20 protein-coding genes are annotated in these 24,470 nt (G+C 64.6%); 13 read left to right on the top strand and 7 right to left on the bottom strand.

What is annotated here, in order from left to right:
- The first annotated feature begins 10 nt into the window (after positions 1–10).
- The 8 genes from GT748_RS08405 (at position 11) to GT748_RS08370 (ending at position 5,438) form a co-directional block, all read left to right on the top strand.
- Entirely contained in the window at positions 11–598 is a 588-nt protein-coding gene (locus GT748_RS08405) for a hypothetical protein (RefSeq protein ID WP_021659036.1), read from the top strand.
- A gap of 19 nt (positions 599–617) precedes the next feature.
- Positions 618–1,136, top strand: coding sequence for a signal peptidase I (locus GT748_RS08400; RefSeq protein WP_161213494.1), 519 nt, complete (start codon positions 618–620; stop codon positions 1,134–1,136).
- A gap of 76 nt (positions 1,137–1,212) precedes the next feature.
- On the top strand, positions 1,213–1,824 hold the full coding sequence (locus GT748_RS08395) for a hypothetical protein (protein WP_021659038.1): 612 nt from the start codon (positions 1,213–1,215) through the stop codon (positions 1,822–1,824).
- Positions 1,825–1,865: 41 nt separating this feature from the next.
- Positions 1,866–2,567, top strand: coding sequence for a SipW-dependent-type signal peptide-containing protein (locus tag GT748_RS08390; RefSeq protein ID WP_044992284.1), 702 nt, complete (start codon positions 1,866–1,868; stop codon positions 2,565–2,567).
- A gap of 56 nt (positions 2,568–2,623) precedes the next feature.
- Entirely contained in the window at positions 2,624–3,121 is a 498-nt protein-coding gene (locus tag GT748_RS08385) for a signal peptidase I (RefSeq protein ID WP_052537622.1), read from the top strand.
- Positions 3,118–3,795 carry a hypothetical protein gene (locus tag GT748_RS08380; RefSeq protein WP_021659041.1) on the top strand — a complete coding sequence of 226 codons (678 nt, stop codon included), beginning with the start codon at positions 3,118–3,120 and terminating at the stop codon, positions 3,793–3,795. Before GT748_RS08385 ends, GT748_RS08380 begins: the two co-directional genes overlap by 4 nt.
- Before the next feature lie 24 nt (positions 3,796–3,819).
- Positions 3,820–4,527 carry a hypothetical protein gene (locus tag GT748_RS08375; RefSeq protein ID WP_154668915.1) on the top strand — a complete coding sequence of 236 codons (708 nt, stop codon included), beginning with the start codon at positions 3,820–3,822 and terminating at the stop codon, positions 4,525–4,527.
- 5 nt (positions 4,528–4,532) lie between these two features.
- A complete protein-coding gene (locus GT748_RS08370; protein ID WP_143161580.1) occupies positions 4,533–5,438 on the top strand; it encodes a hypothetical protein in 906 nt (301 codons plus the stop codon).
- An 84-nt stretch (positions 5,439–5,522) separates the two neighbouring features.
- Here GT748_RS08370 and GT748_RS08365 read toward each other — a convergent pair whose 3' ends face one another.
- Positions 5,523–6,632, bottom strand: a complete 1,110-nt coding sequence (locus GT748_RS08365) for a M42 family metallopeptidase (protein WP_021659044.1) — start codon at positions 6,630–6,632, stop codon at positions 5,523–5,525.
- A 245-nt stretch (positions 6,633–6,877) separates the two neighbouring features.
- Here GT748_RS08365 and GT748_RS08360 point away from each other — a divergent pair, with 245 nt between their 5' ends.
- On the top strand, positions 6,878–7,738 hold the full coding sequence (locus GT748_RS08360; RefSeq protein WP_353590291.1) for a BtpA/SgcQ family protein: 861 nt from the start codon (positions 6,878–6,880) through the stop codon (positions 7,736–7,738).
- A 106-nt stretch (positions 7,739–7,844) separates the two neighbouring features.
- Entirely contained in the window at positions 7,845–9,371 is a 1,527-nt protein-coding gene (locus tag GT748_RS08355; protein ID WP_021659047.1) for an FGGY-family carbohydrate kinase, read from the top strand.
- 50 nt (positions 9,372–9,421) lie between these two features.
- Here the strand turns inward: GT748_RS08355 and GT748_RS08350 are convergent, their stop codons facing one another.
- The 3 genes from GT748_RS08350 to GT748_RS08340 form a co-directional block, all read right to left on the bottom strand.
- Positions 9,422–10,195: a GNAT family N-acetyltransferase gene (locus tag GT748_RS08350; protein ID WP_161222334.1), complete on the bottom strand. Its 774-nt coding sequence runs from the start codon at positions 10,193–10,195 to the stop codon at positions 9,422–9,424.
- A 13-nt stretch (positions 10,196–10,208) separates the two neighbouring features.
- Positions 10,209–10,736 (bottom strand): GNAT family N-acetyltransferase, encoded by a 528-nt coding sequence (locus tag GT748_RS08345; protein WP_021659049.1) that lies wholly within the window; start codon positions 10,734–10,736, stop codon positions 10,209–10,211.
- A 137-nt stretch (positions 10,737–10,873) separates the two neighbouring features.
- The gene (locus tag GT748_RS08340) at positions 10,874–12,397 is read right to left on the bottom strand and encodes a hypothetical protein (protein WP_021659050.1); all 1,524 of its coding nucleotides are present in this window, start codon (positions 12,395–12,397) and stop codon (positions 10,874–10,876) included.
- A 350-nt stretch (positions 12,398–12,747) separates the two neighbouring features.
- On the opposite strand from GT748_RS08340, the gene GT748_RS08335 reads away from it, so the two are divergent.
- On the top strand, positions 12,748–13,281 hold the full coding sequence (locus GT748_RS08335; protein ID WP_161213495.1) for a methylated-DNA--[protein]-cysteine S-methyltransferase: 534 nt from the start codon (positions 12,748–12,750) through the stop codon (positions 13,279–13,281).
- A gap of 88 nt (positions 13,282–13,369) precedes the next feature.
- On the opposite strand, the gene GT748_RS08330 is transcribed toward GT748_RS08335, so the two are convergent.
- Together GT748_RS08330 and GT748_RS08325 are read right to left on the bottom strand one after the other, a co-directional pair.
- The gene (locus GT748_RS08330; RefSeq protein WP_021659053.1) at positions 13,370–13,795 is read right to left on the bottom strand and encodes an acyl-CoA thioesterase; all 426 of its coding nucleotides are present in this window, start codon (positions 13,793–13,795) and stop codon (positions 13,370–13,372) included.
- A 14-nt stretch (positions 13,796–13,809) separates the two neighbouring features.
- A complete protein-coding gene (locus tag GT748_RS08325) occupies positions 13,810–15,165 on the bottom strand; it encodes a hemolysin family protein (RefSeq protein ID WP_161222333.1) in 1,356 nt (451 codons plus the stop codon).
- Between the two features lie 649 nt (positions 15,166–15,814).
- Between GT748_RS08325 and nifJ (GT748_RS08320) the strand changes: the two genes are divergently transcribed.
- Positions 15,815–19,360 (top strand): pyruvate:ferredoxin (flavodoxin) oxidoreductase, encoded by a 3,546-nt coding sequence (gene nifJ / locus GT748_RS08320; RefSeq protein ID WP_044991972.1) that lies wholly within the window; start codon positions 15,815–15,817, stop codon positions 19,358–19,360.
- An 88-nt stretch (positions 19,361–19,448) separates the two neighbouring features.
- Here the strand turns inward: nifJ (GT748_RS08320) and GT748_RS08315 are convergent, their stop codons facing one another.
- On the bottom strand, positions 19,449–19,970 hold the full coding sequence (locus tag GT748_RS08315) for a YcxB family protein (RefSeq protein WP_021658416.1): 522 nt from the start codon (positions 19,968–19,970) through the stop codon (positions 19,449–19,451).
- A gap of 839 nt (positions 19,971–20,809) precedes the next feature.
- Between GT748_RS08315 and nifJ (GT748_RS08310) the strand changes: the two genes are divergently transcribed.
- The gene (gene nifJ / locus GT748_RS08310) at positions 20,810–24,355 is read left to right on the top strand and encodes a pyruvate:ferredoxin (flavodoxin) oxidoreductase (RefSeq protein ID WP_161222332.1); all 3,546 of its coding nucleotides are present in this window, start codon (positions 20,810–20,812) and stop codon (positions 24,353–24,355) included.
- Positions 24,356–24,470 lie beyond the last annotated feature (115 nt).

Genomic DNA, 24,470 nt, shown 5'->3' with positions numbered 1-24,470 from the left:
GGAGAAACCCATGAAGGCGTTTTGGAAAAACCGCAAAAAATTGCTGCTCTCCCTTCTGACGGCGGCGCTGGTCTTTGGCATCGGCTCGACCCTGGCCTATGAGGCGTCGGGCACCGGCGCGGTCACCAACCGCTTCTCTCCCGCCGACATGACCACCGACATCGAGGAGGACGACTCCCTGGGCAACAAGACGGTGTCCATTGTCAACACCGGCAAGTCCCCCGCCTATGTGCGGGCCCGGATCATGGTCTCCGGCGTGGCCGAGAGCGATCTCCTGTTTGTCCCCAAGGGCAGTTCGATGAAAGACGAGAGCAAGGTCTACATTGAAGTCAACCGCACCGACTGGAGCAGGGCGAGCGGCGACACCTCGAAATCGGGCTTTTTCTACTACTGCGCCCCCCTCCCTGCCGGGAGTACCACCCCGCCGCTGATGTACAGCGTAAAGATCGGCAAAGACCTCTACGGGGGCGAGGGACAGCCCAAGACTTTAAGCGATTTTCTGGAGCAGACCGGCTTTTCGGTCACCATCTACCAGGAGAGCGTCCTCGCAGAGCCCGGCGGCCTGACCTCTCTCCCCGCCATCGCAGCCCTGTTCTAGGGCGCGGGGGAGAAGACCGATGGCAAAAAAAATCTGCAACATCCTCTCCGCCCTGCTGCTGGCCGCCCTGACGGCGGTGGCCCTGGCCATCCTGATCCCCATGCTGCTTGGCTACCGGGAGATGGCCGTCCTCAGCGGCAGCATGGAGCCGGCCATTCCGGTAGGCAGCATCGTCTGCGTCAAGCCCACCGAGGCGTCCCAACTGCAAGTCGGCGACGTCTGCACCTATCTGCTGCCCGACGGCAGCACCTATGTCACCCACCGGGTCCTCAGCGTGGACGGCGAGGCCCGCACCCTGGTGACCCAGGGGGACGCCAACGACGCCCCTGACGGGGAGATCGCCTTTTCCCAGGTGTTCGGCCGGGTCGCCTTCCACCTCCCCCTGCTGGGCTACATCACCACCGGCATTCGGACCCCCACCGGCATCTTCACCGCCTGCGGTCTGGCCATCCTCATCATCCTTCTCAACTTCATCCCCGCCATCGTCGCCGCGGGGGAGAAGGAGAAGGCCGGCGGCCCCCGATCGGGCGACGCCTGACACCCTTCGGTTTTTGGGGCCTGCAAAGCCCCTCACATAAACACATTTGACCGCCAACTTGAAAAGGAGCATTGAAATGAAAAAGAAAAACATCCTCGTCATGACCCTCTCTCTGGCCCTGGTCGCTGTGGTCGCCATCGGCGCCACCCTGGCCTACTTCGTCAGCACCACCGAGAAGGTGGAAAACGCCTTCTCCGCCAGCGACGGACTCGCCATCGACCTCAACGAGCACAACTACATTCAAAACACCAACCAGCTGGGCACCGACGAGGTCAAGGCCAACACCTACAAGGACATCTACCCCAACAAGGCCGTTCCCAAAGACCCGTTTGTCTCGGTCGACGCTGTCCCCACCACCGGCGCTGACATCTTTGTGATCATCAGCGGGGTGGACGACAACCTGATGAGCCTGAACATCGACACAGCCAACTGGACCAAAATCACCGCTGAAGATGGCACCAACGGCGTCTACAAGTACAGCAAGTCCGTCAAGGCCACCGGCGACCTGACCCCTGTCTTCAGCAAGGTCACCTTTGCCAACTACAGCGAAAAGCCCGCCAGCATCCCCTCCATCTCCCTCTACGCCTACGGCATCCAGTCCGAGGGGATGAGCGGCAGCGACACCACCGCCGCCCTGGCCCTGACCGCCCTCAACGCCAAGGCCGGCACCAACTTCACCCTGGCCTAGTGCCAAGCCAACCACACCAAAACAGCAAAGGGGTTTGAATGATGAAACGGAAAAACGCACTGATCGCCGCCGCCAGCCTGCTGCTGGTCGCCGTTATCGCCGTGGGGGGGACCCTGGCTTACTTCACTGACACCACCGCCCAGCGCGACAACGTCTTCACCACCGGCAAGGTGGACATCGGCATCGTCGACACCTCGCCTGCCGGCACGGTGGACGGCAAAGAGATGGTCACCGCGGTGAACGACAACGAGGGCAAGGGCCTGGGCTATGTCGACATCATGCCCGGCGACCTGATCAGCAAGACGGTGGGCGCCACCGTGGAAGAGGGCTCGCAGCCCTGCTACCTGGCCATTCGGGTGACCGCCCAGGCCGAGGTCCCCAACAGCCAAGACGCCAACATCAACAGCGCGTCGGTGAGCAGCCAACTGCTGGACCTGGTCGCCGCTGAAATCGACACCGACAAGTGGATCGTCAGCCGGGACGGCGACGCCCTCCTCTGCTACTACAAAGAGGCCGTCAGCTACACCACCCCCGCCGCCGGTGAGACCGTCAATCCCGCCAACCAGGTGACCCTGTTCGAGCACTTCGCCATCCCCGGTGAGGAGTGGGACAACAACTACGCCCAGGCCGGTTTCTCCCTGAGCGTCTCGGCCGCCGCCGTGCAGCAAAAGAACCTGGAGGCCCCCAGCCTCGACCCCGCTGCCAACACCACGGCGACCCAGCTCCAGGCTCTGTTTAACTAGTTTCACCCTTTGCCCCAGACGGGCAGGGCAAACCGATCGGGAAAGGAGGGGGCGCCGTGAAGGCAAAACTTCTCAGCGCTGCAGCAGCGGCGCTGATGATCGGCCTCTCCCTCCTCACCCTTCCCCTGGTCCTGCCCCGGCTGCTGGGCTTTCAGGTCTACTCGGTCCTCACCCCCAGCATGGTGCCGGCCCTTCCGGTGGGTAGCGCCATCTACGCCAAGTCCTGCAACCCAGAGGAGCTGGCGGAGGGGGCGATCATCACCTTTTCCCTGGGCAGCGCCACCGAGTTGGTGGAGGTGCACCGGGTGGTGCAAAACGACACCCAGAAAAGGGAGATCATCACCAAGGGCGATGCCAACGCACAGCCCGACGTGACCCCGGTCGCCTACGGCCGGGTGACCGGTGAAGTCCTGTTTTCCATTCCGCTTTTAGGCGCCGTCTCCACGGCTTTACACTCCGTCGGCGGCATCGCGGTCTGCATCGCGATCTTTGCCCTGGCCTGTTTGCTGTGGGCGTTTGCAGACAAGATCAAGAAGAGGGAGCGTTTCAAGTGAAAAAGAGATTTTTGCTGATGGGTGCGGCGCTGGTCCTGGTTGCGGCAACCGCTGTCGGCGGCTCTCTGGCCGCCGGCCAGATCGAAGGCGACCGGGCTGTGGGCGCCCCCTTGGCCGCCACCACCCTGCAGATCGGCTGGGCCGACGGCCAGACCCGATCGCCGGCCGCCGAGTACCAGCTGACCCAGCCGGTGATGCCCGGCGACACCGTCGCCCTGGCGGACGCCACCGGCAAAGCCGGGGTGTACAGCGTGCAAAACACCGGCTCCGTGGCCGCCTATGTGCGGGTCACGGTGACCAAGTACTGGGCAGATGAAGAGAACAACGGCAAGCGCACCGACTTGGATGGCTCGGCCATCCAGGTGAGCGCACCGGCCGGCAGCGGCTGGCTGGAGTCGAATCCCCCCTTCTCCAGCGGGGAGACCCAGACCTTCTACTTCTGCCGCCCCATCTCCCCCCAGGAGGCGAGCGAGGCCCTTCTCCAGTCCCTCGCGGTGGACGCCGCGCTGGGCAATGAGTACACCGACAAGACCATCCGCTTAGAGGCGGTGGCCGAGGGCGTTCAGTTCGCCGGCGCCGCACACGGCGATGTCAACCAGAAGGGCATCCTCACCAGTTGGGGCGTTCTGGCCCAGCTGGACGAGGACGGCAACATCACAGCCATTGAGCAGTAACGGCAGAAAGACAGGTGACAAGAGATGAAAAAACGAATGGGCGCAGTGAGCCTGATCCTCTCCCTGCTTCTGGCCGCGGCTGCGCCGGCGACCGGCTTTGCTGCCGAGAGCGGCGAAGTCGCCTACACCGGTGACGCACTGGTCTGCACCGGTCAGATGAGCGGTTTCTCCTCCATCCTTCCGGGGGTGGAGGCGAGCGACACCCTCCTGCTCGAAAACAAGAGCGGGACCACCGCCAACTTCTACATGAAGACCGACGTTCTCAACACCCTTGAAAAGGCCGGCGCCGCCGGGGCGGGGTACACCGTCCGCCTCACCTGCAAGAGCGGCGAGACCACCAGCGTCCTCTACGGTTACGACCCCGCCACCGGCGAGACCACCGGCGCGCTGGTGGGCGGCCGCGACAGCCAGGAGCTAAAAGAGCTCAACAGCCAGCTGGAGGGCTACCGCCTGGTGGCCACCCTGGAGGCGGGGGAACAGGCCGAAGTGACCCTCTCCCTCCTCCCCGACGCGGCTTCTCTGGGCAACCCCTACCAGGCCAGTGAAGGGCTGATCCAGTTCACCTTCCAGGCCGCCGAGGTGACCCCCCAGACCGAGACGGTGGTCAACCGGGTGCCGGGCGAAACCATCTTCACCGGCGACTACGCCCCCATCTTCCTGCTGGCGGCGGCCGCCTTCATCGCCCTGCCGCTGCTGATCATCCTGAAAAAAAAACACAGAGAAGAGGAGTGAACGAGATGCGCAACCTGACCAAGCGGCTCTGCACCCTGGCGCTGGCCTTTCTGCTGTCGCTGATGGCGCTGCCCGTTCACGCCGCCGGCAACAAGGGCTATGTGGTGACCTTCCGCCCCGGCGAGTACGGGCGGTTCTCCCAGAGCTACCTGCAAAAAATCGAGGACACCGGCTATTCCTACCAACTCAGCAAGGCCACCGGTAGCCTCTCCATCCTGGTGCCGGTCGGGGCCGTCCTGCCCGACGCCCCCAACCCCGGCGAGATCCAGCTGACCGAGCCCCGCTACGAGGTGCTCGACGCCGCCCCCGGCTACCAGAACGGGCAGCCGGCCACCGGCGACATCACCACCGTGGCCAGCTATGGGCTGACCAAACAGGGCGACACCTACGGTTACACCGTCCGCTTTGTCGACCGGGAGACCGGCGCCGAGGTGGCCCCCGCCCTGCAGGGGGTGGCCAGCAACGCGGCCACCGTCACCTTCAGCGCCCCCACCGTGGCCGAGTTCACCGCCCTGGCGGCCAGCCAGACCCTGACCATTGGCGCCGACAGCAGCGCCAACGTCCTCACCTTCTACTACGACCCGGTGGTGCACACCAACACCGTCACCGAAGAGGTGCCCCAGTACCAGCAGGTGCCGGGCACCACCCCGGGGACAACGCCAGGCACCACCCCCGCCGCCCCCGAAGGGGAGGAGATCCCCGACGAGGAGACCCCCCTGGCCCCCGGACCCGGCGAGGAGACCCAGGAGGAAACCATCCCCGACCCCGAGGTCCCCGAGGCCCAGAGCCCCGGCGGCAGCCAACTCTCCCCCGTGGCGATCGCGGGGATCGGCGTGGGCGCCGTCGCCCTGACCACCCTGGCCGTCGTCTTGGTGCTCAAGCGCCGCGGGCGCAAAGACACCGCACAGTAACAGGCCCCCTTTGCAAAAAAGAGAGCGCCCGAACACCGGCAATGCCGTGTTCGGGCGCTCTTTTTGTCTGTCTCTGCCCGGCTTTTAGGCGGGGTATCTGCCCAGGTCGAAATCCCTGTCCAGCCGGTAGAGGGCGGCGCTCACCAGGCGGCCCACCTGCTCCAGATCGCCCAGGTCCACCGTCTCCATGGGGGAGTGGCTGTAGCGGTCGGGCGCCCCCAGGTCGATGCAGGGGATGCCCTCGCCCTCCAACTGCAGGTAGGCGGTGTCCGAGAGGGCGCCCCGGGCCGCGTGCCGCTGCAGGGGGATGCCGGTCTCCTCGCCCGCCTCCCGCAGCAGTTTCAGCAGGCCGCGGTGGGCGATGTTCCCGTTGAGGGTCCCCTTGCCGTGGAAGTTGAAGAGGGTGACCCCCGGGCCGCCGCCCATGATCACGTTGCTCACCGCCCCGCGCTGGTCGGGGGTGTCGGCCGCCCCTGGCCCCAGCAGGGAAAAGGCCAGGTCGGTCTTGACGGTGCGGGCCGCCATCATCGCCCCCCGGGCCGAAAACTCCTCCCAGACGGTGCCAACCAGGTGGACGGTGGCGCGGGCCGGGCGCTCGGCCAGGGCCGAGGCGATCTGCACCAGGTTGGTCAGCCCGGCCGCCGCGTCGATGTAGGAGCCGGCGATCCGGTCGCCCACCAGCTCGATGTAGCGGGGGGCGTAGATGGCGGGGCAACCCACCTGAATGCCCATCGCCAGCACCTCCTGCCGGCTCTTGGCGCCGATGTCGATGAAGAGGTTGCCGATGGGGTCGACCTTGCTCTTTTGTTCGGGGCTCTGGATGTGGTAGGCCCGGCAGCCGATGATGCCGTGGTGAAAGCCCCCGTCCTCGTCCCCCACCTCGACGGCGATGCCGGGGAGCACCTTTTCCGGCACCCCGCCCATCCGGTCGAAGAAGAGAAAGCCCCCCTCGTCGATGCGGGTGAGGATAAAGCCGATGGTGTCCAGGTGGGAGAGGACCATGGCGCTGGGCGCTTGGGGGTCGGTGCCGGGGAAGGTGGCGATGGCGTTGCCCAGCCGGTCGATCTGCACCGAGTCGGTGTATTTTTTCATCTCCTCGCAGAAGCGACGGGCCATCGGCCCCTCGAAGCCGGAGAGGCGGGGGGTCTCCATAAACTCCCGCAGGATCGGTCTCATCTCTTGTTTGTCAAGCATGTGCGCACCCCTTTCAAGTCTCGCGTGGCCGGTTCTGCTCCCATTATACTAAACTGACGCCAGTTTGCAATTGCCCTGTTTTCTTTTTTCAACATTCACAATTGAAAAGCCAAAATCTCGACAGATCGGCCGCTTGCTCTCTTTTTCCCCGAGACTGTGAAAGTTGCTGTCTTTTGTTCTTGCAATTTCGTCGATTTGATAGGCGGTAAAAGGGTTTCGCCCGCTTTTTTACAGGAGTATAATAAATGACAAATCAACCAAACGCCCTGCGGGGCCTGTCTGTGAGGAGGAGTTTCATGTCCTGGGTCAAAGAGCTGTTTTCCACCGAAAAGCCGATCATCGCCATGTGCCATGTCCGCGCCCTGCCGGGCGACCCCTATTTCGACGAGGAAAAGGGGATGGACTGGGTCGTCGAGCGCGCCCGGGAGGATTTCCTGGCCCTGCAGGAGGGCGGCGTTGACGCGGTCATGTTCTCCAACGAGTTCTCCCTGCCCTACCTGACCACCGTCAAGCCCGCCACCACCGCCGCCATGGCCCGGGTCATCGGCGAGCTGAAAAAGGACATCCACATCCCCTTTGGGGTCAACATGCTGTGGGACCCCTTCGCCTCCCTCGACCTGGCCGCCGCCACCGGCGCCTGCTTTGTGCGGGAGGTCATGTCCGGCGTCTACGCCGGCGACCTGGGGCTGTGGAACACCAACACCGGCGAAATCGTCCGCCACCACCGCAACCTGGGATTGAAGGGGAAGGTCAAACTCCTCTTCAACATCTTCCCCGAGGCCGCTGCCTACCTGGGGGACCGGGACATCGTCGACATCGCCCGCTCCACCAACTTCAACGACAAGCCCGACGCCATATTGGTCTCCGGCCTCACCGCGGGCGAGTCCACCGACACCCAGGTGCTCAAAAAGGTGAAGGACGCCCTGCCCGACACCCCGGTCTTCTGCAACACCGGCTGCAAAAAAGAGACCATCGAGACCCAGCTCTCCATCGCCGACGGCGCGGTGGTGGGGACCACCTTCAAAAAGGACGGGAAGTTTGACAACTTCACCGACTACGACCGGGTGGTCGACTTTATGAATACAGTCAAGGCATTCCGGAAATAGAGCTCGCTTCCTGCGCGCAAGTGGCCGGCGGCGAACTTGCAGTTCACCGCCGGCCCTTTTGGTCTCTGCCCGCGCGTCGCGGCGGGCTTGCGAAAGGGGGACTTTGATGAAACAGTACGTCATGGGCATCGACGGGGGCACCGGGGGGATGCGGGTGGGCATCTACGACCTGCAGGGGGACCCCGCCTGCTTTGCCAGCACGCCCTATCCCACCGCCCACCTCCACCCCGGCTGGGCAGACCAGGCCCCCGCCGACTGGTGGCGGGCGCTGGTGCAGTCGGTGGGGGAGGCGCTGCAGAAAAGCGGCATCTCCCCCCGGCAGATCGCTGCGCTGGGGGTGGACACCACCAACTGCAGCGTCCTTCTCTGCCAGCGCGACGGCACCCCGGTGCGCGACTGCCTGATCTGGATGGATGTGCGCAGCGCCCCCCAGGCCGAGCGCATCCGCGCGCTGACGGGGGAGAACCTCTCCCCCGAGTGGATGCCCTCCAAACTGCTCTGGCTCAAGGAGAACGAGCCCGAACACTACGAGGGGGCCCAGGTCTTCTGCGAGTACCAGGACTGGATGACCTACCGCCTCACCGGCCTGTGGAGCATCAATGTCAACTGCAGCTGCAACTGGGGGTACGACGCCCGGCTGGGGGACTTTCACCGGGATTTCTACCGGGCCATCGGCCTGGCCGACGCCCTGGACAAATTCCCCGACGAACGCGTCTTTCGGGTGGGGCAGCCCATCGGCGGGCTCACCGAGGAGGCGGCGGCCCAGTTGGGTCTCTGCCCCGGCACCCTGGTCTGCCAGGGGGGGATCGACGCCTCCATCGGCATTCTGGGGATGGGCGCCTGCCGCCCCGGCCAGGTGGCGCTGATCACCGGCTCCTCCAACCTGGCCATGGTCCTCACCCCCGACCCGCCCCCCTTCGGCGAGGCCACCGTCAACGCCGGGCCGGACAATCTCATCGAGGGCTACTACACCGCCTACCGGGGCCAGGTCAGCTCCGGCTCCATCCTCAAGTGGTTCATCGGCGAGTTCTGCAAAGACTTGAGCGCCCGCTGCGAGGAGAGCGGCGAGTCGGTCTACGCCCTGCTTGACCGGGAGGCAGAGGGTCTGCCCATCGGCAGCGGCGGCCTCATCGCCCTGGATTACTGGCAGGGCAACCAGCACCCCTACCTGGATGGGAACGTGCGGGGACTGGTCTACGGCTTCTCCCTCCACCACACCCGGGCCCACCTCTATCGCGCCCTGCTGGAGGGGATCGCCTACGGCACCGAAAACCTCCTCTGCCAGCTGCGGGAGAACAGCTTTGCGGTGGAGCGGCTGCACATCAGCGGCGGCACCGCCCAGAGCGACCTCTTCTTGCAGATCCACGCCGACATCAGCAACGTGGAGATCCTCGTCCCCCGGGACAAACAGGCCTCCTGCCTGGGTTCGGCCATCTGCGCGGCGGTTGGGCTGGGGGCATATCCCGACCTGCCCACCGCCTCGGAGGCCATGGTGGTAATGGAGAAGCGGATCCTCCCCGACCCCGCGCGCCACGCCCGCTACCAGGCGTTTTTCGAGCAGTACCGCAAGCTCTACCCTCAGTTAAAGGACTGGATGCACGACACCACCGCCCTAGCGGCAGATGGCCAGTAAACCCCACAGAAAGAGCGAGAGCGCCGGCTAAAAAGTCGGCGCTCTTTTGGTCACGGGTTGCCGTTGCACGCCTCCACAAAGGCGCGCTCCCGGGCGGTCATCTCCACCCAGGCAGGGCGAAACCCGCTCTTGATGGCATTTCGCACCGAGCGGATGTTGGACCACGCCGCGCAGTAAAAGGGCACTTTGCCCCGCCGCAGGGTCTCCGCCGCCAGCCGGCTGGTGAGGGCGGCGGCGATCCCTTGGCGGCGGTAGCCGGGCAGTACGTCGATGCCGATCTGCCACATCTCCTCGCAGTCGGCCGAGCAGCCGGCCAGCCCCACCAGTTCCGCCCCGTCGTAGGCCCCCACCGCCAACACGTCCAGCTCCCGCCGCTTTTCACAGAGGGCGTTGCTCCACTGGGGCAGGTAGAGGGGGGCCAACTCCTCCGGCCCCAACAGCCGGGTGGGCAGGGGGGAGGGGAGGGGCCGCAGCGCCTGCAGGTCGGGGAGAAAGTACTCGGCCATAAAGCAGATTTGCTGTCCGTGGGGCGCCAAGGCGTCGTTTAAGACATGCAGGTTGGGGGTCTCAAAGCAGTGGACGGGGTCAAACCGGTTCAGGTAGGCGGCCACCACCCCCTCCAACCCGCCGCTGACCGAGGCCACCACCCCGCCCCCGTAGGAGACCAGGTTGCAGGAGAAGGGGAGGGTGAGGTACCGCCGCGCCCTCTCGTGGGGGCGGGAGGGGACGATCCGGTTCTCCCCCGCCAAAAAGTCCTCCGGCCGGCAGCCGCAGTCGATGGCCGACTGGCACAGGGCCGTCTGGTAAATCTGTTCGTTGGTCACCCTGCTCACCCCCTCAAAGCAGCTTCTCACAGAGGTAAAACCATTTGAGCCCCGGGATGCCCAGCCCCAGATCCACCCGGGTGCGGCGCTCAAACCCCTTCTTTTCGTAGAGGGCGATGGCCGGCGCATTTTCCTCAAAGACGTCCAGCCGCAGCGCCCGCATCCCCGCCCGGCGGCCCTCCGCGGCGGCGAAGTCCAGCAGGGCGGAGGCGATCCCCTGCCCCCGGCAGGCCGGGTCCACCACCAGGGTGTGGACGCAGAAAACCTCGCTGTAAGGGCAGTCGACGGCCCACTTGCCCTTTTCGTAGGCCCCCTCGTAGAGGTGGTTGAGAATGATGGTCCCCCCGATCGCCCCCTCTTTTTGGGCGACGTAGAGGGTCCCGGCGGCGACCCCCTCGCGGGCGGTCGCCTCGCCGGGGTACCCGCCCCGCCGCCAGCCGGTGTAGTTGACCCCCTCCACCAGCGCGTCGATGGTCCTGGCGTAGAGGGCGGCGATCTCCTCCACCTGTTCTTCCCGCCCCTTGACGATCTTCCAATCCATCCCTCGCTCCTCCTCTCTTCTCTGTTTTCCACTATACCACAGCCGGGCGGGGGGAGAAACCCCCTTTCCCTGCGGCACAAAGAGGGGGGCGGCCGGTTTCCGCCGGCCACCCCCCTCTGGGAATGCTATCTTTTTGTCTACTGGACCGGCAGGGCCTCTACCTTGTCGTAGCCGCTGAAGTTGCTCTTGACGTAGGCGGCGACTTCCTGGTCGCTCTCCACCCGGTAGGAGATGTTGGTCGCGCTCACACTGGCGTCGGTGGCCGAGAACTGGTCGTTGATGGGGCCGACCTTCACCATGTAGTAGTAGACCTTCTCGATGTCCTCAAACTCCTCCTCGGGGTAGTAGGAGGTCTGCTGCTGACCCTTGACGGTGACGGCGTAAACCAGCACGATCTCGTCGTCGGAGTAGCTGCCCGGCTCGTCGTGGATGAAGTAGGAGCCCACCAACTTCTGCCCGGCGATGGTTTTGTCCTTTTTGTAGGAGAAGCCGTAGGCGCTGCTGAGGATCGAGCTCTTCTTGGAGGAGAGGAGCGCCTCCGCCTGGGTCTTGGCGGCGCTCACCGTCTCGGCGGGGATGCTGGCGGCGCTGTCGTACCGCTCGGTCAGGCCGGTGATCTCGATTTCGCGCACGTCTTCCTTAATTTTAATGTGCATCCGCTTGGCGGTTTCCTTGGAGTAGACTGCCCGCACGACCACCTTGTCCCCGTTTTTCAGGCCGTCGCTGGGCTCAAACTGGTAGCTGACGGAGGAGACGAAGTTGGCCACGTCGCTGTCGTTGTAGTCGTAGTCCACATTGGCGCGGTCGAGGAGGATGTAGGCGTCTCCCGACTCGCCCTCCAGGGTGTACTCCACATTGGAGACCAGGTCCAGCCGGGTCTGGGTGAGGATCGAAATGGCGATGCCCCCGCCGATGAGGAGGACCAGCGCCGCCGCGACCCCGATAAAGGTGAGCTTGCCGGCCTTGCTCTTGGCAAATTCTTTGAATTTCTTCAGCCCCTCGCCCTTGGGCGCCTGGGGAGCCGGGGCATATCCTCTCTGGGGAACGGTGTACCCGCCCTGCGGAGGGACAGGCGCGCCCGCCACGGCACCGGCAGCAGCGGCAGCCGGCACCTCGCCGACGGCGCTGGAGACCTGGGCGGCAGCCGGGTGTTTTTTCGCCCAGACCATCAAAAACACCTGGTAACCGGCAAGGGCGATTTGCAGGAACATGCCGAACTGCAGCAGCCCCAGCCGCAGCGAAAGGGTGGTGATCAGGCTGGCGCCGCTGCCCAAAGCCCCGTAGACATTGCCAGAGAAGAGGCTGAAGCAGAACCCGATGACCCGGAAGTTGAGGCAGAGAAAGAGCAGGTTCAGGCAGGCCACGGCAAAGGCGGCAATGGTGAAGGGACGGCGGTCCTTCCAGGCAAACAGGCGGATGCCGTTGCCCGCGCCGGACACGAGGGTGGCCAGCAGGGAGATAAAGAAGGCCACCATCAGCACCATCAGCAGGATCACCATGAGGCCCAAGCCCTTTTCATTTGCGCCAAAGCTGGTGAAGTAGCTCTTGATGCTGCCGTAGACGATGCCCAGGGCGATCCAGCAGAGCAGTGCTCCGCCGCCCATGCCGATGGCCAGCCAACCGGTGGCCTTCGGTGTCAGATACTTTTTCAATTTTTCCATCTGCAAAATGTCCTCCTTGCATGGGAGCGGCCGTCGGGGCGGGCCCGTCAGCCGAACAAATTGATTTTCTCGCCGCTCCCCGCCCTGCAAAAGGGAGATTTTGCTGCACGGGCAGGGGGCTAGTTGTCCCCATTTTAACATATATTCACGATTTGTGCACAATTTGTTCTTATTTTTTCGTTTTTTGCCCTCTGATAGGACAGAAAACTGCAAAAACCGGCAGATTTTTCAGCCGTGTGGGGATCCTTGAGCGGGGGAAAGGAGGACAGAAAAAGGGGGAGGCCCTCCCCATAGAAATATGGTAAAATGAGTTCATCAAGCCGCCTCATTCGATTTTAGGAGGGCCTTTTATGCAGTACACCGCCACCTATCGCTCCCCCCTCGGGGGGATCACCCTGTCAAGCGACGGGGAGCACCTCTGCGGCCTCTGGTTCGACGGGGGAAAATATTTCGCCGCGACCCTGGATGCCGAGCACCATCAGTGGGACCTGCCGGTCTTTGAGGAGACCCGGCGGTGGCTCGACCGGTACTTTCAGGGGGGTGTTCCGGACTTCACCCCGCCGCTGGCCCCCAGCGGCTCCCCCTTCCGCCTGGCGGTGTGGGACATGCTGCTGCAGATCCCCCGCGGCCAGACCGCCACCTATGGGGAGATTGCCGCCGCCCTCGCTCGCGCCCAGGGGCGGGAACGGATGTCCGCCCAGGCGGTGGGGGGCGCTGTGGGGCACAACCCCATCTCCCTCATCATCCCCTGTCACCGGGTGGTGGGCCGGGACGGCAGCCTGACGGGGTACGCCGGCGGCATCGCCAAAAAAGCGGCCCTGCTGGCCCTGGAGAGGGTGGAGATGGGCAGACTCTTCCTCCCCCAAAGGGGGACGGCGCTGTGACGGCATCCCCCCTTTGGGGGGCGCAGAAAAAGGGCGGGACATATCAGAAGATATGCCCCGCCCTTTTGCGCGCTGGCCTGCCTGCCGGTCAGCCCCCCTCCCCCTCCATGGCGGAGAGGACGAGCTGGTAGATGTCCGGCCGGCGCTTTTTCAAATTGAGGGGGCGCAGGTCGGGCTCGGTCCAGCCGTGGGTGGTGCTGCCGGTGTTGATGGGCCGCTTCTCCCCCTCCTTAAAAATCTGGTAGGCAAAGACCACCCAGGCCGGGGTCAAGCGGTCGACCCACACCTCGACACAGAGGCGGTCCTCGTAGGTGCAACTGCCCTTGAAGCGGCACTCCAGGGCGCTCAAAGGGGTGAGGACCCCCTCCTCCTCCATCTGGGAGTAGGGGAGGCCCAGGGCGGCCACAAACTCACTGCGGGCCTGCTCATACCAGATGGGGTAGACCGAGTGGTGGGCGATGCCCATCCGGTCGGTCTCGGCGTAGCGAACGGCGATTTGGGTGCGGTAGCGCACGGCTGATCCCTCCTCTACTGTTGGCCGGCAGGGTCGCCGGCCGGTTTTCCGCCCGTCTCCCCCTCGGGGGGAAGGCGGGTGATGCGCACCAGGGCGATACGCCGCTCCTCGACCCGGGCCACCTGGAAGTGGTAGCCCCCGCAGTCGACAAAGGGGGTCTCCCCGTCGTCGGGGATGAAGCCCAGCCGGTCGGTGAGAAAGCCCGCCACCGTGTCGTAGAGCGAGTCGTCGTAGTCGATTTCGATGCCCAGCTCCTCACAGAGGTCGTCGAGGTCGGTGGAGCCGTCCACCAGGTAGGCGTCCTCCCCCTCCCGGCGGATCTCCTCCTCCTCCCGGTCGTACTCGTCCTGAATGTTGCCGACGATCGACTCCAGGATGTCCTCCATCGAGACCAGTCCGGCGGTGCCGCCGTACTCGTCCACCACAATGGCCAGCTGGGCGTGTTTTTGGGTGAGGGACTGAAAGAGGTCGCGGCACTTGACCGAGCCGGGCACATAGGGCACCGGGCGGACGTAGTCGGCGGCCCGCTGCCCGGCGGCGTCGTTTTTCTCGACGAGGGGGAGCAGGTCCTTGACCATCACCACCCCGACGATGTTGTCCAGGTCGCCGTCGTAGACGGGGATGCGGGAAAAGCCGGAGCGGATGGCCGCCTCCACCAGGTCGTGAACGGTGGCCGCCCGCTCCACCGCCTCGATTTCGGTGCGGTGGGTCATGATGTCCTCGGCGGTGGTGTCGTCAAACTCGAAGATATTGGCGATCATGTCCTTCTGACTCTGCTCGATGACCCCGGTCTCGCCCCCCTCGTCCACCATCATCAAGATCTCCTCTTCGGTGACCGTCTCGACCCCTTTTGGGGCCCGGGCGCCAAAGAGGGTGGCCAGGGCCCGGCCCAGACCGGCGGCCAGCAGCCCCAGGGGGAGGGCCAGCAGGGAGAGCAGCCGGTAGACCGGCAGCAGCCCCCTGGCGCAGGCGCGGCTGTACCGCTGCCCCAGGGCGGCGGGGAAGAAGCGGCAGAGGGCGGCGAAGAGGATGCTCCAGACAAGGGCGAAGCCCAGCAGCCAGACCGGGGCAAACCAGGCCCCGCCGCCGGCCAACTCCCCCAGCGCCTGCCGGGCGGGGCGGGCGGCGGCCAGGGCGGCCAGCAGCCCCCCAAAGCCCAGGGCCAGGGTGCCGGTGAGCCCCGCCGCCTCCACCCGGCGGGGGGCGCACATCAGCCGGGCCAGGGCAGCGTCGGCGCCGGCGAGGTCGGTCTGTTTGCGCAGCCGGTCGTCCCAGTCGGCGAGGGCGCCGTGGTAAAAGGCGGTGAGCAGGGCCGCTCCCAGCGCGCAGCCGAGGGCGAGGATCAGCCAACAAGTCCCGTCAGGGTCCATTCTGTTTTTTCCTCCTCTATGAGCGCCCTCGGCGGCAGCCCGCCGGGGCGGTGATCGTCTTCCCCTCGCCCCTGTGCAGAGAGGCGCTGTCCTCCCGCCCTTTTGCCGGGCGGGGGAGGGGCCCTTTCCCCAGGGAAAGGGGGGTGCGGCGCGCTCGGCGCCGCTTCGCCCGCCCCCGTTTGCGCGGCGGGGCGGGCCCCCTTTCAATTTGTGTGGATTTTTCGCCACAGCAAAAAACGGGAGAGCGCGGGGGCGTTTTTGGCAAGATATATATCTTTTATCATACCGGCATCGGCCGCCCTTGTCAAACGGGGGCGAGCGCCGAGAAAAAAGCCTGTCCCACCGCCCCACAGGTGGAATTTTCTTTTTCCGCCGGGGGGAAGATTTGTCCCGCTTTTCCTTTACAATAGGGGATAAACGTGTTAGAATTTTGAAGTAAAGAGGGGAGAAAATTCCCCTTCTTTTGCCCGCCAAAACCATAGCTTCCGCAGAAGAAGGCCTTCTCCGGCCTTTTCGTCGCGCTCTTTTGCGCCTTTGCGAGGGGCCAGGGCCGGGCGCAGCGCACCTGCGCACTTGTCCGGGCCGGGCGGCCCAGCGGGCGTGCCCCAGCAAGCAAAGAGGTTCTCTTTAATCAAAAGGAGGAAACACAATGGCAAGAAAAATGAAGACCATGGACGGCAACAATGCCGCCGCGTATGTGTCCTATGCGTTCACAGAAGTGGCTGGCATTTACCCCATCACCCCGTCCAGCCCCATGGCCGACTACGTTGACCAGTGGTCTGCCCAGGGCCAGAAGAACATCTTCGGCGACACCGTCAAGGTCGTCGAGATGCAGTCGGAGGCCGGCGCTTCCGGCACCGTGCACGGCTCGCTGAACGCGGGTGCGCTGACCACCACCTACACCGCCTCGCAGGGCCTGCTGCTGATGATCCCCAACATGTACAAGATCGCCGGCGAGCTGCTGCCCGCCGTCTTCCACGTGTCTGCCCGCACCGTGGCGTCCCACGCGCTGAACATCTTCGGCGACCACTCCGACGTCTACGCCTGCCGCCAGACCGGCTTTGCCATGCTGGCTGAGACCAACCCCCAGGAAGTCATGGATCTGGGCGCTGTCGCCCATCTGGCCGCCATCAAGGGCCGGGTCCCCTTCATCAACTTCTTTGACGGGTTCCGCACCTCCCACGAGATCCAGAAGATCGCCATCTGGGACTACGAGGACCTGAAGGACATGGTGGACATGGACGCCGTGGCCGCCTTCCGCCAGCGGGCGCTCAACCCCGAGCACCCCACCATGCGCGGTTCCCACGAGAACGGCGACATCTTCTTCCAGCACCGCGAGGCCTGCAACAGCTACTACGACGCCATCCCCGAGGTGGTCGAGGAGTACATGGGCAAGGTCAATGAGAAGCTGGGCACCAACTACCACCTGTTCGACTACTACGGCGACCCCGCTGCCGAGCGCGTCATCATCGCCATGGGCTCCATCTGCGACGTGGCGGAAGAGGTCATCGACTACCTCTGCGCCAAGGGCGAGAAGGTCGGCCTGGTGAAGGTCCGCCTCTACCGGCCCTTCTCCGCCAAGCACCTGCTGGCCGCCATCCCCGAGACCGCGACCAAGATCGCCGTTCTCGACCGCACCAAAGAGCCCGGCGCCTACGCCGAGCCCCTGCACCTGGACGTCATGAGCGCCATGGCCGAGGCCGGCCGCAAGGCCACCATCGTCGGCGGCCGCTACGGTCTGGGCTCCAAGGACACCACCCCGGCCAGCGTCTTCGCCGTCTATGAGGAGCTGTCCAAAGACGCCCCCAAGGCCCGCTTCACCATCGGCATCAACGACGACGTGACCCACCTGTCCCTGCCCGAGCACGAGGCCCCCAACACCGCGGCCGAGGGCACCATCGAGTGCAAGTTCTGGGGTCTGGGCGGCGACGGCACCGTCGGCGCCAACAAGAACTCCATCAAGATCATCGGCGACCACACCGACAAATACGTGCAGGCGTACTTCCAGTACGACTCCAAGAAGACCGGCGGTGTGACCATCTCCCACCTGCGCTTCGGCGACAAGCCCATCAAGAGCCCCTATTACATCAACAAGGCCGACTTTGTGGCCTGCCACAACCCCTCCTACGTCATCAAGGGCTACAAGATGGTGCGGGACGTGAAGCCCGGCGGCGTCTTCCTGATCAACTGCCAGTGGGACTTCGACGAGCTCAACCAGCACATGCCCGCCGAGGCCAAGCGCTACATCGCCAAGAACAACATCCAGCTCTACACCATCAACGCCATCGACAAGGCCATTGAGATCGGGCTGGGCAAGCGCACCAACACCATCCTGCAGTCGGCCTTCTTCGCCCTGGCCGGCGTTCTGCCCAAAGAGGACGCCATCACCTACATGAAGGACGCCGCCACCCGCAGCTTCTCCAAGAAGGGCGAGGCCATCGTCAAGATGAACCACGACGCCATCGACGCCGGGTTTGACTACTACGTGAAGATCGACGTGCCCGCCGACTGGGCCGACGCCGCCGACGCGGTGGACGAGACCGTTCTCGCCGGCACCAACGGCAAGCTGGTCAACATGGTGAAAAACATCCTCCAGCCCGTCGGCAAGATGGACGGCGACAGCCTGCCGGTCTCCGCCTTTGTGGAGCACGCCGACGGCACCTTCGAGCAGGGCGCTTCCGCCTACGAGAAACGCGGCGTGGCCGTGACCGTTCCCCAGTGGGATGCCGACAAGTGCATTCAGTGCAACCGCTGCGCCTATGTCTGCCCTCACGCCACCATCCGCCCCTTCGCCCTGAACGAGGATGAGGTGAAAGCCGCTCCCGCCGGGCTCAAGAGCGCCAAGATGGTCGGCAAGGGAATGGAGAACTACCAGTTCACCATGTCCGTCTCCCCCATGGACTGCATGGGCTGTGGCGTCTGTGTCGGCGTCTGCCCGGCCAAGGAGAAAGCCCTGACCATGGTCGCTCAGGAGAGCCAGATCGACCAGCAGCCGGTGTTTGACTACCTGGTGGAGAAAGTCGGCAAGAAAGAGGGCATGCCCGCTGCCGAGACCGTCAAGGGCAGCCAGTTCGAGAAACCGCTGCTGGAGTTCTCCGGCTCCTGCGCCGGCTGTGCCGAGACCTCTTATGCCCGCCTGATCACCCAGCTGTTTGGCGATCGGATGTACATCTCCAACGCCACCGGCTGTTCCTCCATCTGGGGCGGCCCCGCTGCCACCTCCCCCTATACCGTGAACAAAGAGGGGCACGGTCCCGCCTGGGCCAACTCCCTGTTTGAGGACAACGCCGAGCACGGCTTTGGCCTCTACCTGGGCCAGAAGGCCATCCGCGAGAGCCTGATCGCCAAGGTCGCCGAGATGGCTGCCAACAGCGAGGACGAGGGCTTCAAGGCCGCTGCCAAGGCTTACCTGGACAGCAAGGACAACGGCAAGGCCAACAAGGCCGCCACCGCCGCCCTGATCGCCGAGCTGGAGAAACACCCCACCTGCCCCGACTGCCAGGACATCCTGAAGAAGAAAGAGTACCTGGCCAAGAAGTCGGTTTGGGCCTTTGGCGGCGACGGCTGGGCCTACGACATCGGCTTCGGCGGCGTTGACCACGTGCTGGCTTCCGGCGAGGACATCAACATCATGGTGTTCGACACCGAGGTCTACTCCAACACCGGCGGCCAGGCCTCCAAGGCCTCTCAGATCGGCCAGGTGGCCCAGTTTGCCGCTGCCGGCAAGGCCATCGCCAAGAAGAGCCTGGCGGAGATCGCCATGTCCTACGGCTATATCTACGTGGCGCAGATCGCTATGGGCGCCGACATGAACCAGACCATCAAAGCCCTGGCCGAGGCCGAGGCTTATCCCGGCCCCTCGCTGGTCATCGGCTACGCCCCCTGCGAGATGCACTCCATCAAGGGCGGCATGGTCAACTGCCAGGCCGAGATGAAGAAGGCTGTGGACTGCGGCTACTGGAACATGTTCCGCTTCAACCCCGCTCTCAAAGAGCAGGGCAAGAACCCCTTCATCCTGGACAGCAAGGCCCCGACCACCGATTACAAGGAGTTCATCATGAACGAGGCCCGTTACTCCTCCCTGACCCGCTCCTTCCCCGAGCGCGCCGAGAAGCTGTTTGACGAGGCCGCGGAGAACGCCATCAAGCGGTACAACCACCTGCTGAACCTGCAGAAGATGTACGAGGCCGAGTAGGCTTACCAAAGCTACATAGACTGCTCAAAAAGAGAGCTGCCGAGAGGCAGCTCTCTTTTTTTGTGCCTGTGGGCGGGGCCGAGGTGGGTCACTGCTCCCGGGCGACGGCGGCGAGAAGGGCTTCCAGCTCCCGGCGCTCCTCTGCCGACAGCTTTTCCCGATCCACCAACACCACCTGGTTGTCCAGCCGCTTGAGATAGAGATAGTGTTCGATTTCCCCCCAACATTGAAATGCTTTCCAATTGTTTTTTCCCATACCCAGTTCAGATATGATTTGGACGCCGTCGCCGTCGAAGAAATACTCCCGCACACCCGAATACAGCGATTTGTCCATCCCCTTCATCGCCCTTTGGAGAACCGCCTTTTGAAACCACTTCGCACCGCCAAGGAGTACAGCAAAAAAGAAGGCAGCAAACAGCAACATTGAGATCCCCCCCGGATAGAAGCCCCTCCCAAAAAAGCAAATGGCGGCGGCAAGACAGAAAAGCGTCATTCCCGCGCTGACGATAGAGGCAACCCGCCGCCTTTTCACATTGGCGCGGCTCGACAGCACGATTTTCTGTAAAATCTCCTTTTCCTCTTCGCCAAAATAGAACTTATAATGTACCATTCTCCATCGCCCTCTCTGTTCTGTATTTTTAGAGACAGGATACCACATCTATATTAACATCCGCCAATGCCCTGGTGACGAACCTGTGATTTTTTGCGGGGGCCGCCCTTCTCTTTTCCCCTCCTCTCCTCTTTCTCAGATGGCACATGTCAGGGGGGGCAATGCGCCCCTTTCGAGGCATCGGCACCAGCTCTCTTTTCCTGTGGACATTCGTCTCCTTTGGGCGGGGGTCCGCCGTTTGCGAGGTGGGTATCCAAAGAAAGAGTGCGCAGAAGGGGAGTCGGCAGGCCGGCGAAGAGGACGGCAGGCCGGCGAAGAGGACGGCAGGTCGGGGAAGAGGACAGCGGGCCGAGGAAGAGGACAGCGGGCCGAGGAAGAGGACAGCAGGCCGAGGAAGGGGACGGCAGGTCGGGGAAGAGGACAGCAGGCCGGGGAAGAGAACAGCGGACCGGGGAAGAGGACGGCAGGCCGGGGAAGAGGACGGCAGGCCGGAGAAAAGAACGGCAGGCCGGAGAAAAGGGAAGCGCGCCAAGAGAGAAGAGCGCGCGCCGAAAAAGGAGAAGCGGCGACGGCAGGGGAAAGAGAAGAGCGGGCTGAAAAAAGAAAAAGCGCACCAGGGAAGAAAAAGCCGGCCGGAAGGGAAAGGATGGGCCGGGGAGAGGGGGAAAGTGAGACTCAAAAGAAAAGGGCCGACCCGGGAGGTAGGGAGAGGACCTGGATAGGCGAGGCGGCGCAGTTTTTTCCTTCCCGCCGGTCTGAACGAGTGGCAAAGCGGCCATCCTCCCTATTAGAAGAGAGCCGCACCCCAAAGGGGGCGGCCCGCAAAAGGAGGAACCAATATGGCGAGAAAAACCATGACCATGGACGGGAACACCGCCGCGGCCTATGCGGCCTACCCCTTTACCGAGGTGGCGGCCATCTACCCCATCACCCCCTCGTCGCCCATGGCGGAGGTGACCGACCGCTGGGCCGCTGAGGGGCGGGAAAACTTTTTTGACCAGCCGGTGCGGGTGGTGGAAATGCAGGCAGAGGGGGGCGCCGCCGGAGCGGTGCACGGCTCCCTGGCGGCGGGGGCGCTGACGGCCACCTACACCGCCTCCCAGGGGCTGCTGCTGATGCTGCCCAACCTCTACAAGATGGCGGGGGAACTGCTGCCGGGGGTGATCCACGTGTCGGCCCGGGCAGTGGCCAGCCACGCCCTCTCCATCTTCGGCGACCACTCGGACATCTACGTCTGCCGCCAGACCGGAGCGGCCATGCTCTGCGCCCAGAACCCCCAGGAGGTGATGGACCTGGCGGCGGTGGCCCACCTCTCGGCCATTGCCGGGCGGGTGCCGGTGATCCACTTCTTTGACGGGTTTCGCACCTCTCACGAAATTCAAAAGGTGGCCGTCTGGGAGCGGGAGACCCTGCGGGAGATGGTGGACTGGGAGGCGGTGGACGCCTTTCGCCGCCGGGCCCTCAACCCCGAGCGGCCGGTGCTGCGGGGGAGCGCCCAGAACCCCGACGTCTTCTTCCAAAACAGGGAGGCGTCCAACCCCTTTTACGACGCCTTCCCCCAGGTGGTGGAGGCGCAGATGGAAAAGGTCAACCGAGCCGCGGGCACCGATTACCACCTCTTTGACTACTACGGCGCCCCCGACGCCGAGCAGGTCATCGTGGCCATGGGGTCGGTCTGCGACACCGCCGAGGAGACGGTGGACTACCTGAACGCCCAGGGGGAAAAGACCGGAGTGGTGAAGGTGCGGCTCTACCGCCCCTTCTGCCCCGACCGGCTGGTGGCGGCCATCCCGGAGACGGCGAAGGCCATTTCGGTGCTGGACCGCACCAAGGAGCCCGGCTCGGTGGGAGAGCCCCTCTGGCTGGACGTGGCCGCCGCCCTGCGAGAAAGCCCCTTTGCCCACATCCCCCTTTACTCCGGGCGCTACGGCCTGGGCTCCAAGGACACCACCCCCGGGCAGATCGCCGCCGTGTTCGCCAACGGCAAGCGGGGGGAAAAGCCCCGCTTCACCATCGGCATTGAGGACGACGTGACCCATCTCTCCCTCCGGGAGATCGAACTGCCCGACACCATCCCCCAGGGGACGGTCAACTGCAAGTTCTGGGGGCTGGGCTCCGACGGGACGGTGGGGGCCAACAAAAATGCCATCAAAATCATCGGCGACCACACCGACCTGCGGGTACAGGCCTATTTCAGCTACGACTCCAAGAAGTCGGGCGGGCTGACCATCTCCAACCTGCGCTTCGGCAAGGCGCCCATCAAGTCCACCTATCTGGTGCGCAAGGCGGATTTTGTGGCCTGCCACAACCCCGCCTACCTGGGCCGCTACCCCATGGTGGAGGACCTGGCCGACGGGGGGACCTTCCTCCTCAACTGCAGCTGGGGCCCCGAGGAGCTGGAGCACCACCTGCCCGCCGCCGCCCGGCGGTATATGGCCGCGCACAACATCGCCCTCTACACCATCGACGGGGTGAAAATTGCCCGGGAAATCGGCCTGGGGGGGCGGATCAACACCATCCTGCAGGCGGCCTTTTTCAAGCTGACCGAAATCATCCCTGCCGAGGAGGCCGTCGGTTACATGAAAGCTGCCGCCGAGGCCTCTTACGGCCGCAAGGGGGAACAGGTGGTGGCCATGAACCAGGCGGCCATCGACCAGGGCTTTGCTGCGGTGCGCCGCGTCGAGGTGCCCGCCCACTGGGCCCAGGCCGCAGGGGAGGAGCGGGACCAAAACAGCCACCACGCCGGGCCAGAGATGGAGCGCTACCTGCGCGACATCCAAGACCCCATTGCCGCCCAGCGGGGGGATTCCCTGCCGGTGTCGGCCTTTCTCGGGCGGGAGGACGGCACCCTGCCCCAGGGGTCGGCCGCCTTTGAAAAGCGGGGGATCGCGGTGGACGTCTCCACCTGGGTGCCGGAAAACTGCATCCAGTGCAACTTCTGCTCCTACGTCTGCCCCCACGCCGTCATCCGCCCGGCGGTGATGAGCGCCCAGGAGCTGGAGGCGGCCCCCGAGGGGATGGAGGCGGTGCCCATGACGGGGATGCCGGGCCTCTCCTTTGCGGTGACCATCTCTCAGCTGGACTGCACCGGCTGCGGCTCCTGCGCCAACGTCTGCCCCGGCAAAAAGGGGGAGAAGGCGCTGGTGATGCGCCCCCTGGACAGCCAGCGGCAAAAGCAGCCCCATTTTGACTACGGGCAGGCGCTGTCCCCCAAGCCGGAGGTGCTGGAAAAGTTCAAGCCCACCACCGTCAAGGGCAGCCAGTTCCGGCGCCCCCTGCTGGAGTTTTCGGGGGCCTGTGGCGGCTGCGGGGAGACCCCCTATGCCAAGCTGGTGACCCAGCTCTTCGGGGAGCGGATGGTGATCGCCAACGCCACCGGCTGCTCCTCCATCTGGGGCGGCAGCTATCCCGCCACCCCCTACACCGTGACCGAGGAGGGGCGGGGCCCGGCCTGGGCCAACTCCCTCTTTGAGGACAATGCCGAGTTCGGTTACGGCATCTACCTGGCCCTGGACACGGTGCGCCGCCGCCAGATCGGCCGGGTCGAGCAGTTGCGGCAGCAGGCCGCTGGACCGCTGGCAGAGGCCTGCGAGCGCTACCTGTCCACCCTGGAGCAGGGGGCGGAAAACGCGGCCGCCGCCCACGCCCTGCAAAAGGCCCTGCTGGGGGAGGAGGGCGAACTGGCCAAGGCCATTTTGGCCGAGGGGGATTTTCTGAGCAAAAAGTCCTGCTGGGCCTTTGGCGGCGACGGCTGGGCCTATGACATCGGCTTCGGGGGGCTGGACCACCTGCTGGCTTCCGGCGCGGATGTAAACGTGCTGGTCTTTGACACCGAGGTCTATTCCAACACCGGCGGCCAGGCCTCCAAGGCGACCCCCACCGGGGCGGTGGCCCAGTTTGCCGCCGCCGGGAAAGAGGCCCAGAAGAAGGATCTGGCGGCCATGGCCATGAGCTACGGCAGCGTCTATGTGGCCCAGGTGGGGATGGGGGCCGACTACAACCAGTGCGTCAAGGCCCTGGTGGAGGCGGAGAGCTATCCCGGCCCCTCGCTGGTCATCTGCTACGCTCCCTGTATCAGCCACGGCATCAGGGGTGGGCTGGTGAACGCCCAAAGCGAAATCAAGCGGGCGGTGGAGACCGGGTACTGGCAGCTGTTTCGCTTTGACCCCCGCCGGCAGGCGGCAGGGGAAAACCCCTTCGTGCTCGACAGCAAGGAGCCGACCCTCACCTACCGCGACTTTTTGGAGGAGGAAATCCGCTACACTGCCCTGCAAAAAGCCTTTCCCGAGCGGGCGGAGGCCCTGTTTGAGCGGGCCGGGGCGGCGGCCGGGGAAAAATACCGGCGCCTGCTGGGGCTGCGAGAGCTCTATGCGCCCAAAAACTAAATCGCTTTCCGATAAAGGGGACTGCGCCGACCGGTGCGGCCCCCTTTTCTTTTGAGGGAGAAAAGGGGGGCTAAATAGCAATAAAAAAAATTTATCATTCCCATTTCTTTCTTGA

Origin of the sequence: Bittarella massiliensis (ex Durand et al. 2017), assembly GCF_009876955.1 — a bacterium.
GTDB lineage: Bacteria > Bacillota > Clostridia > Oscillospirales > Ruminococcaceae > Bittarella > Bittarella massiliensis.
Note: the sequence above shows the minus strand (reverse complement) of the source record. Positions and strands in the feature narration are given on the sequence as shown.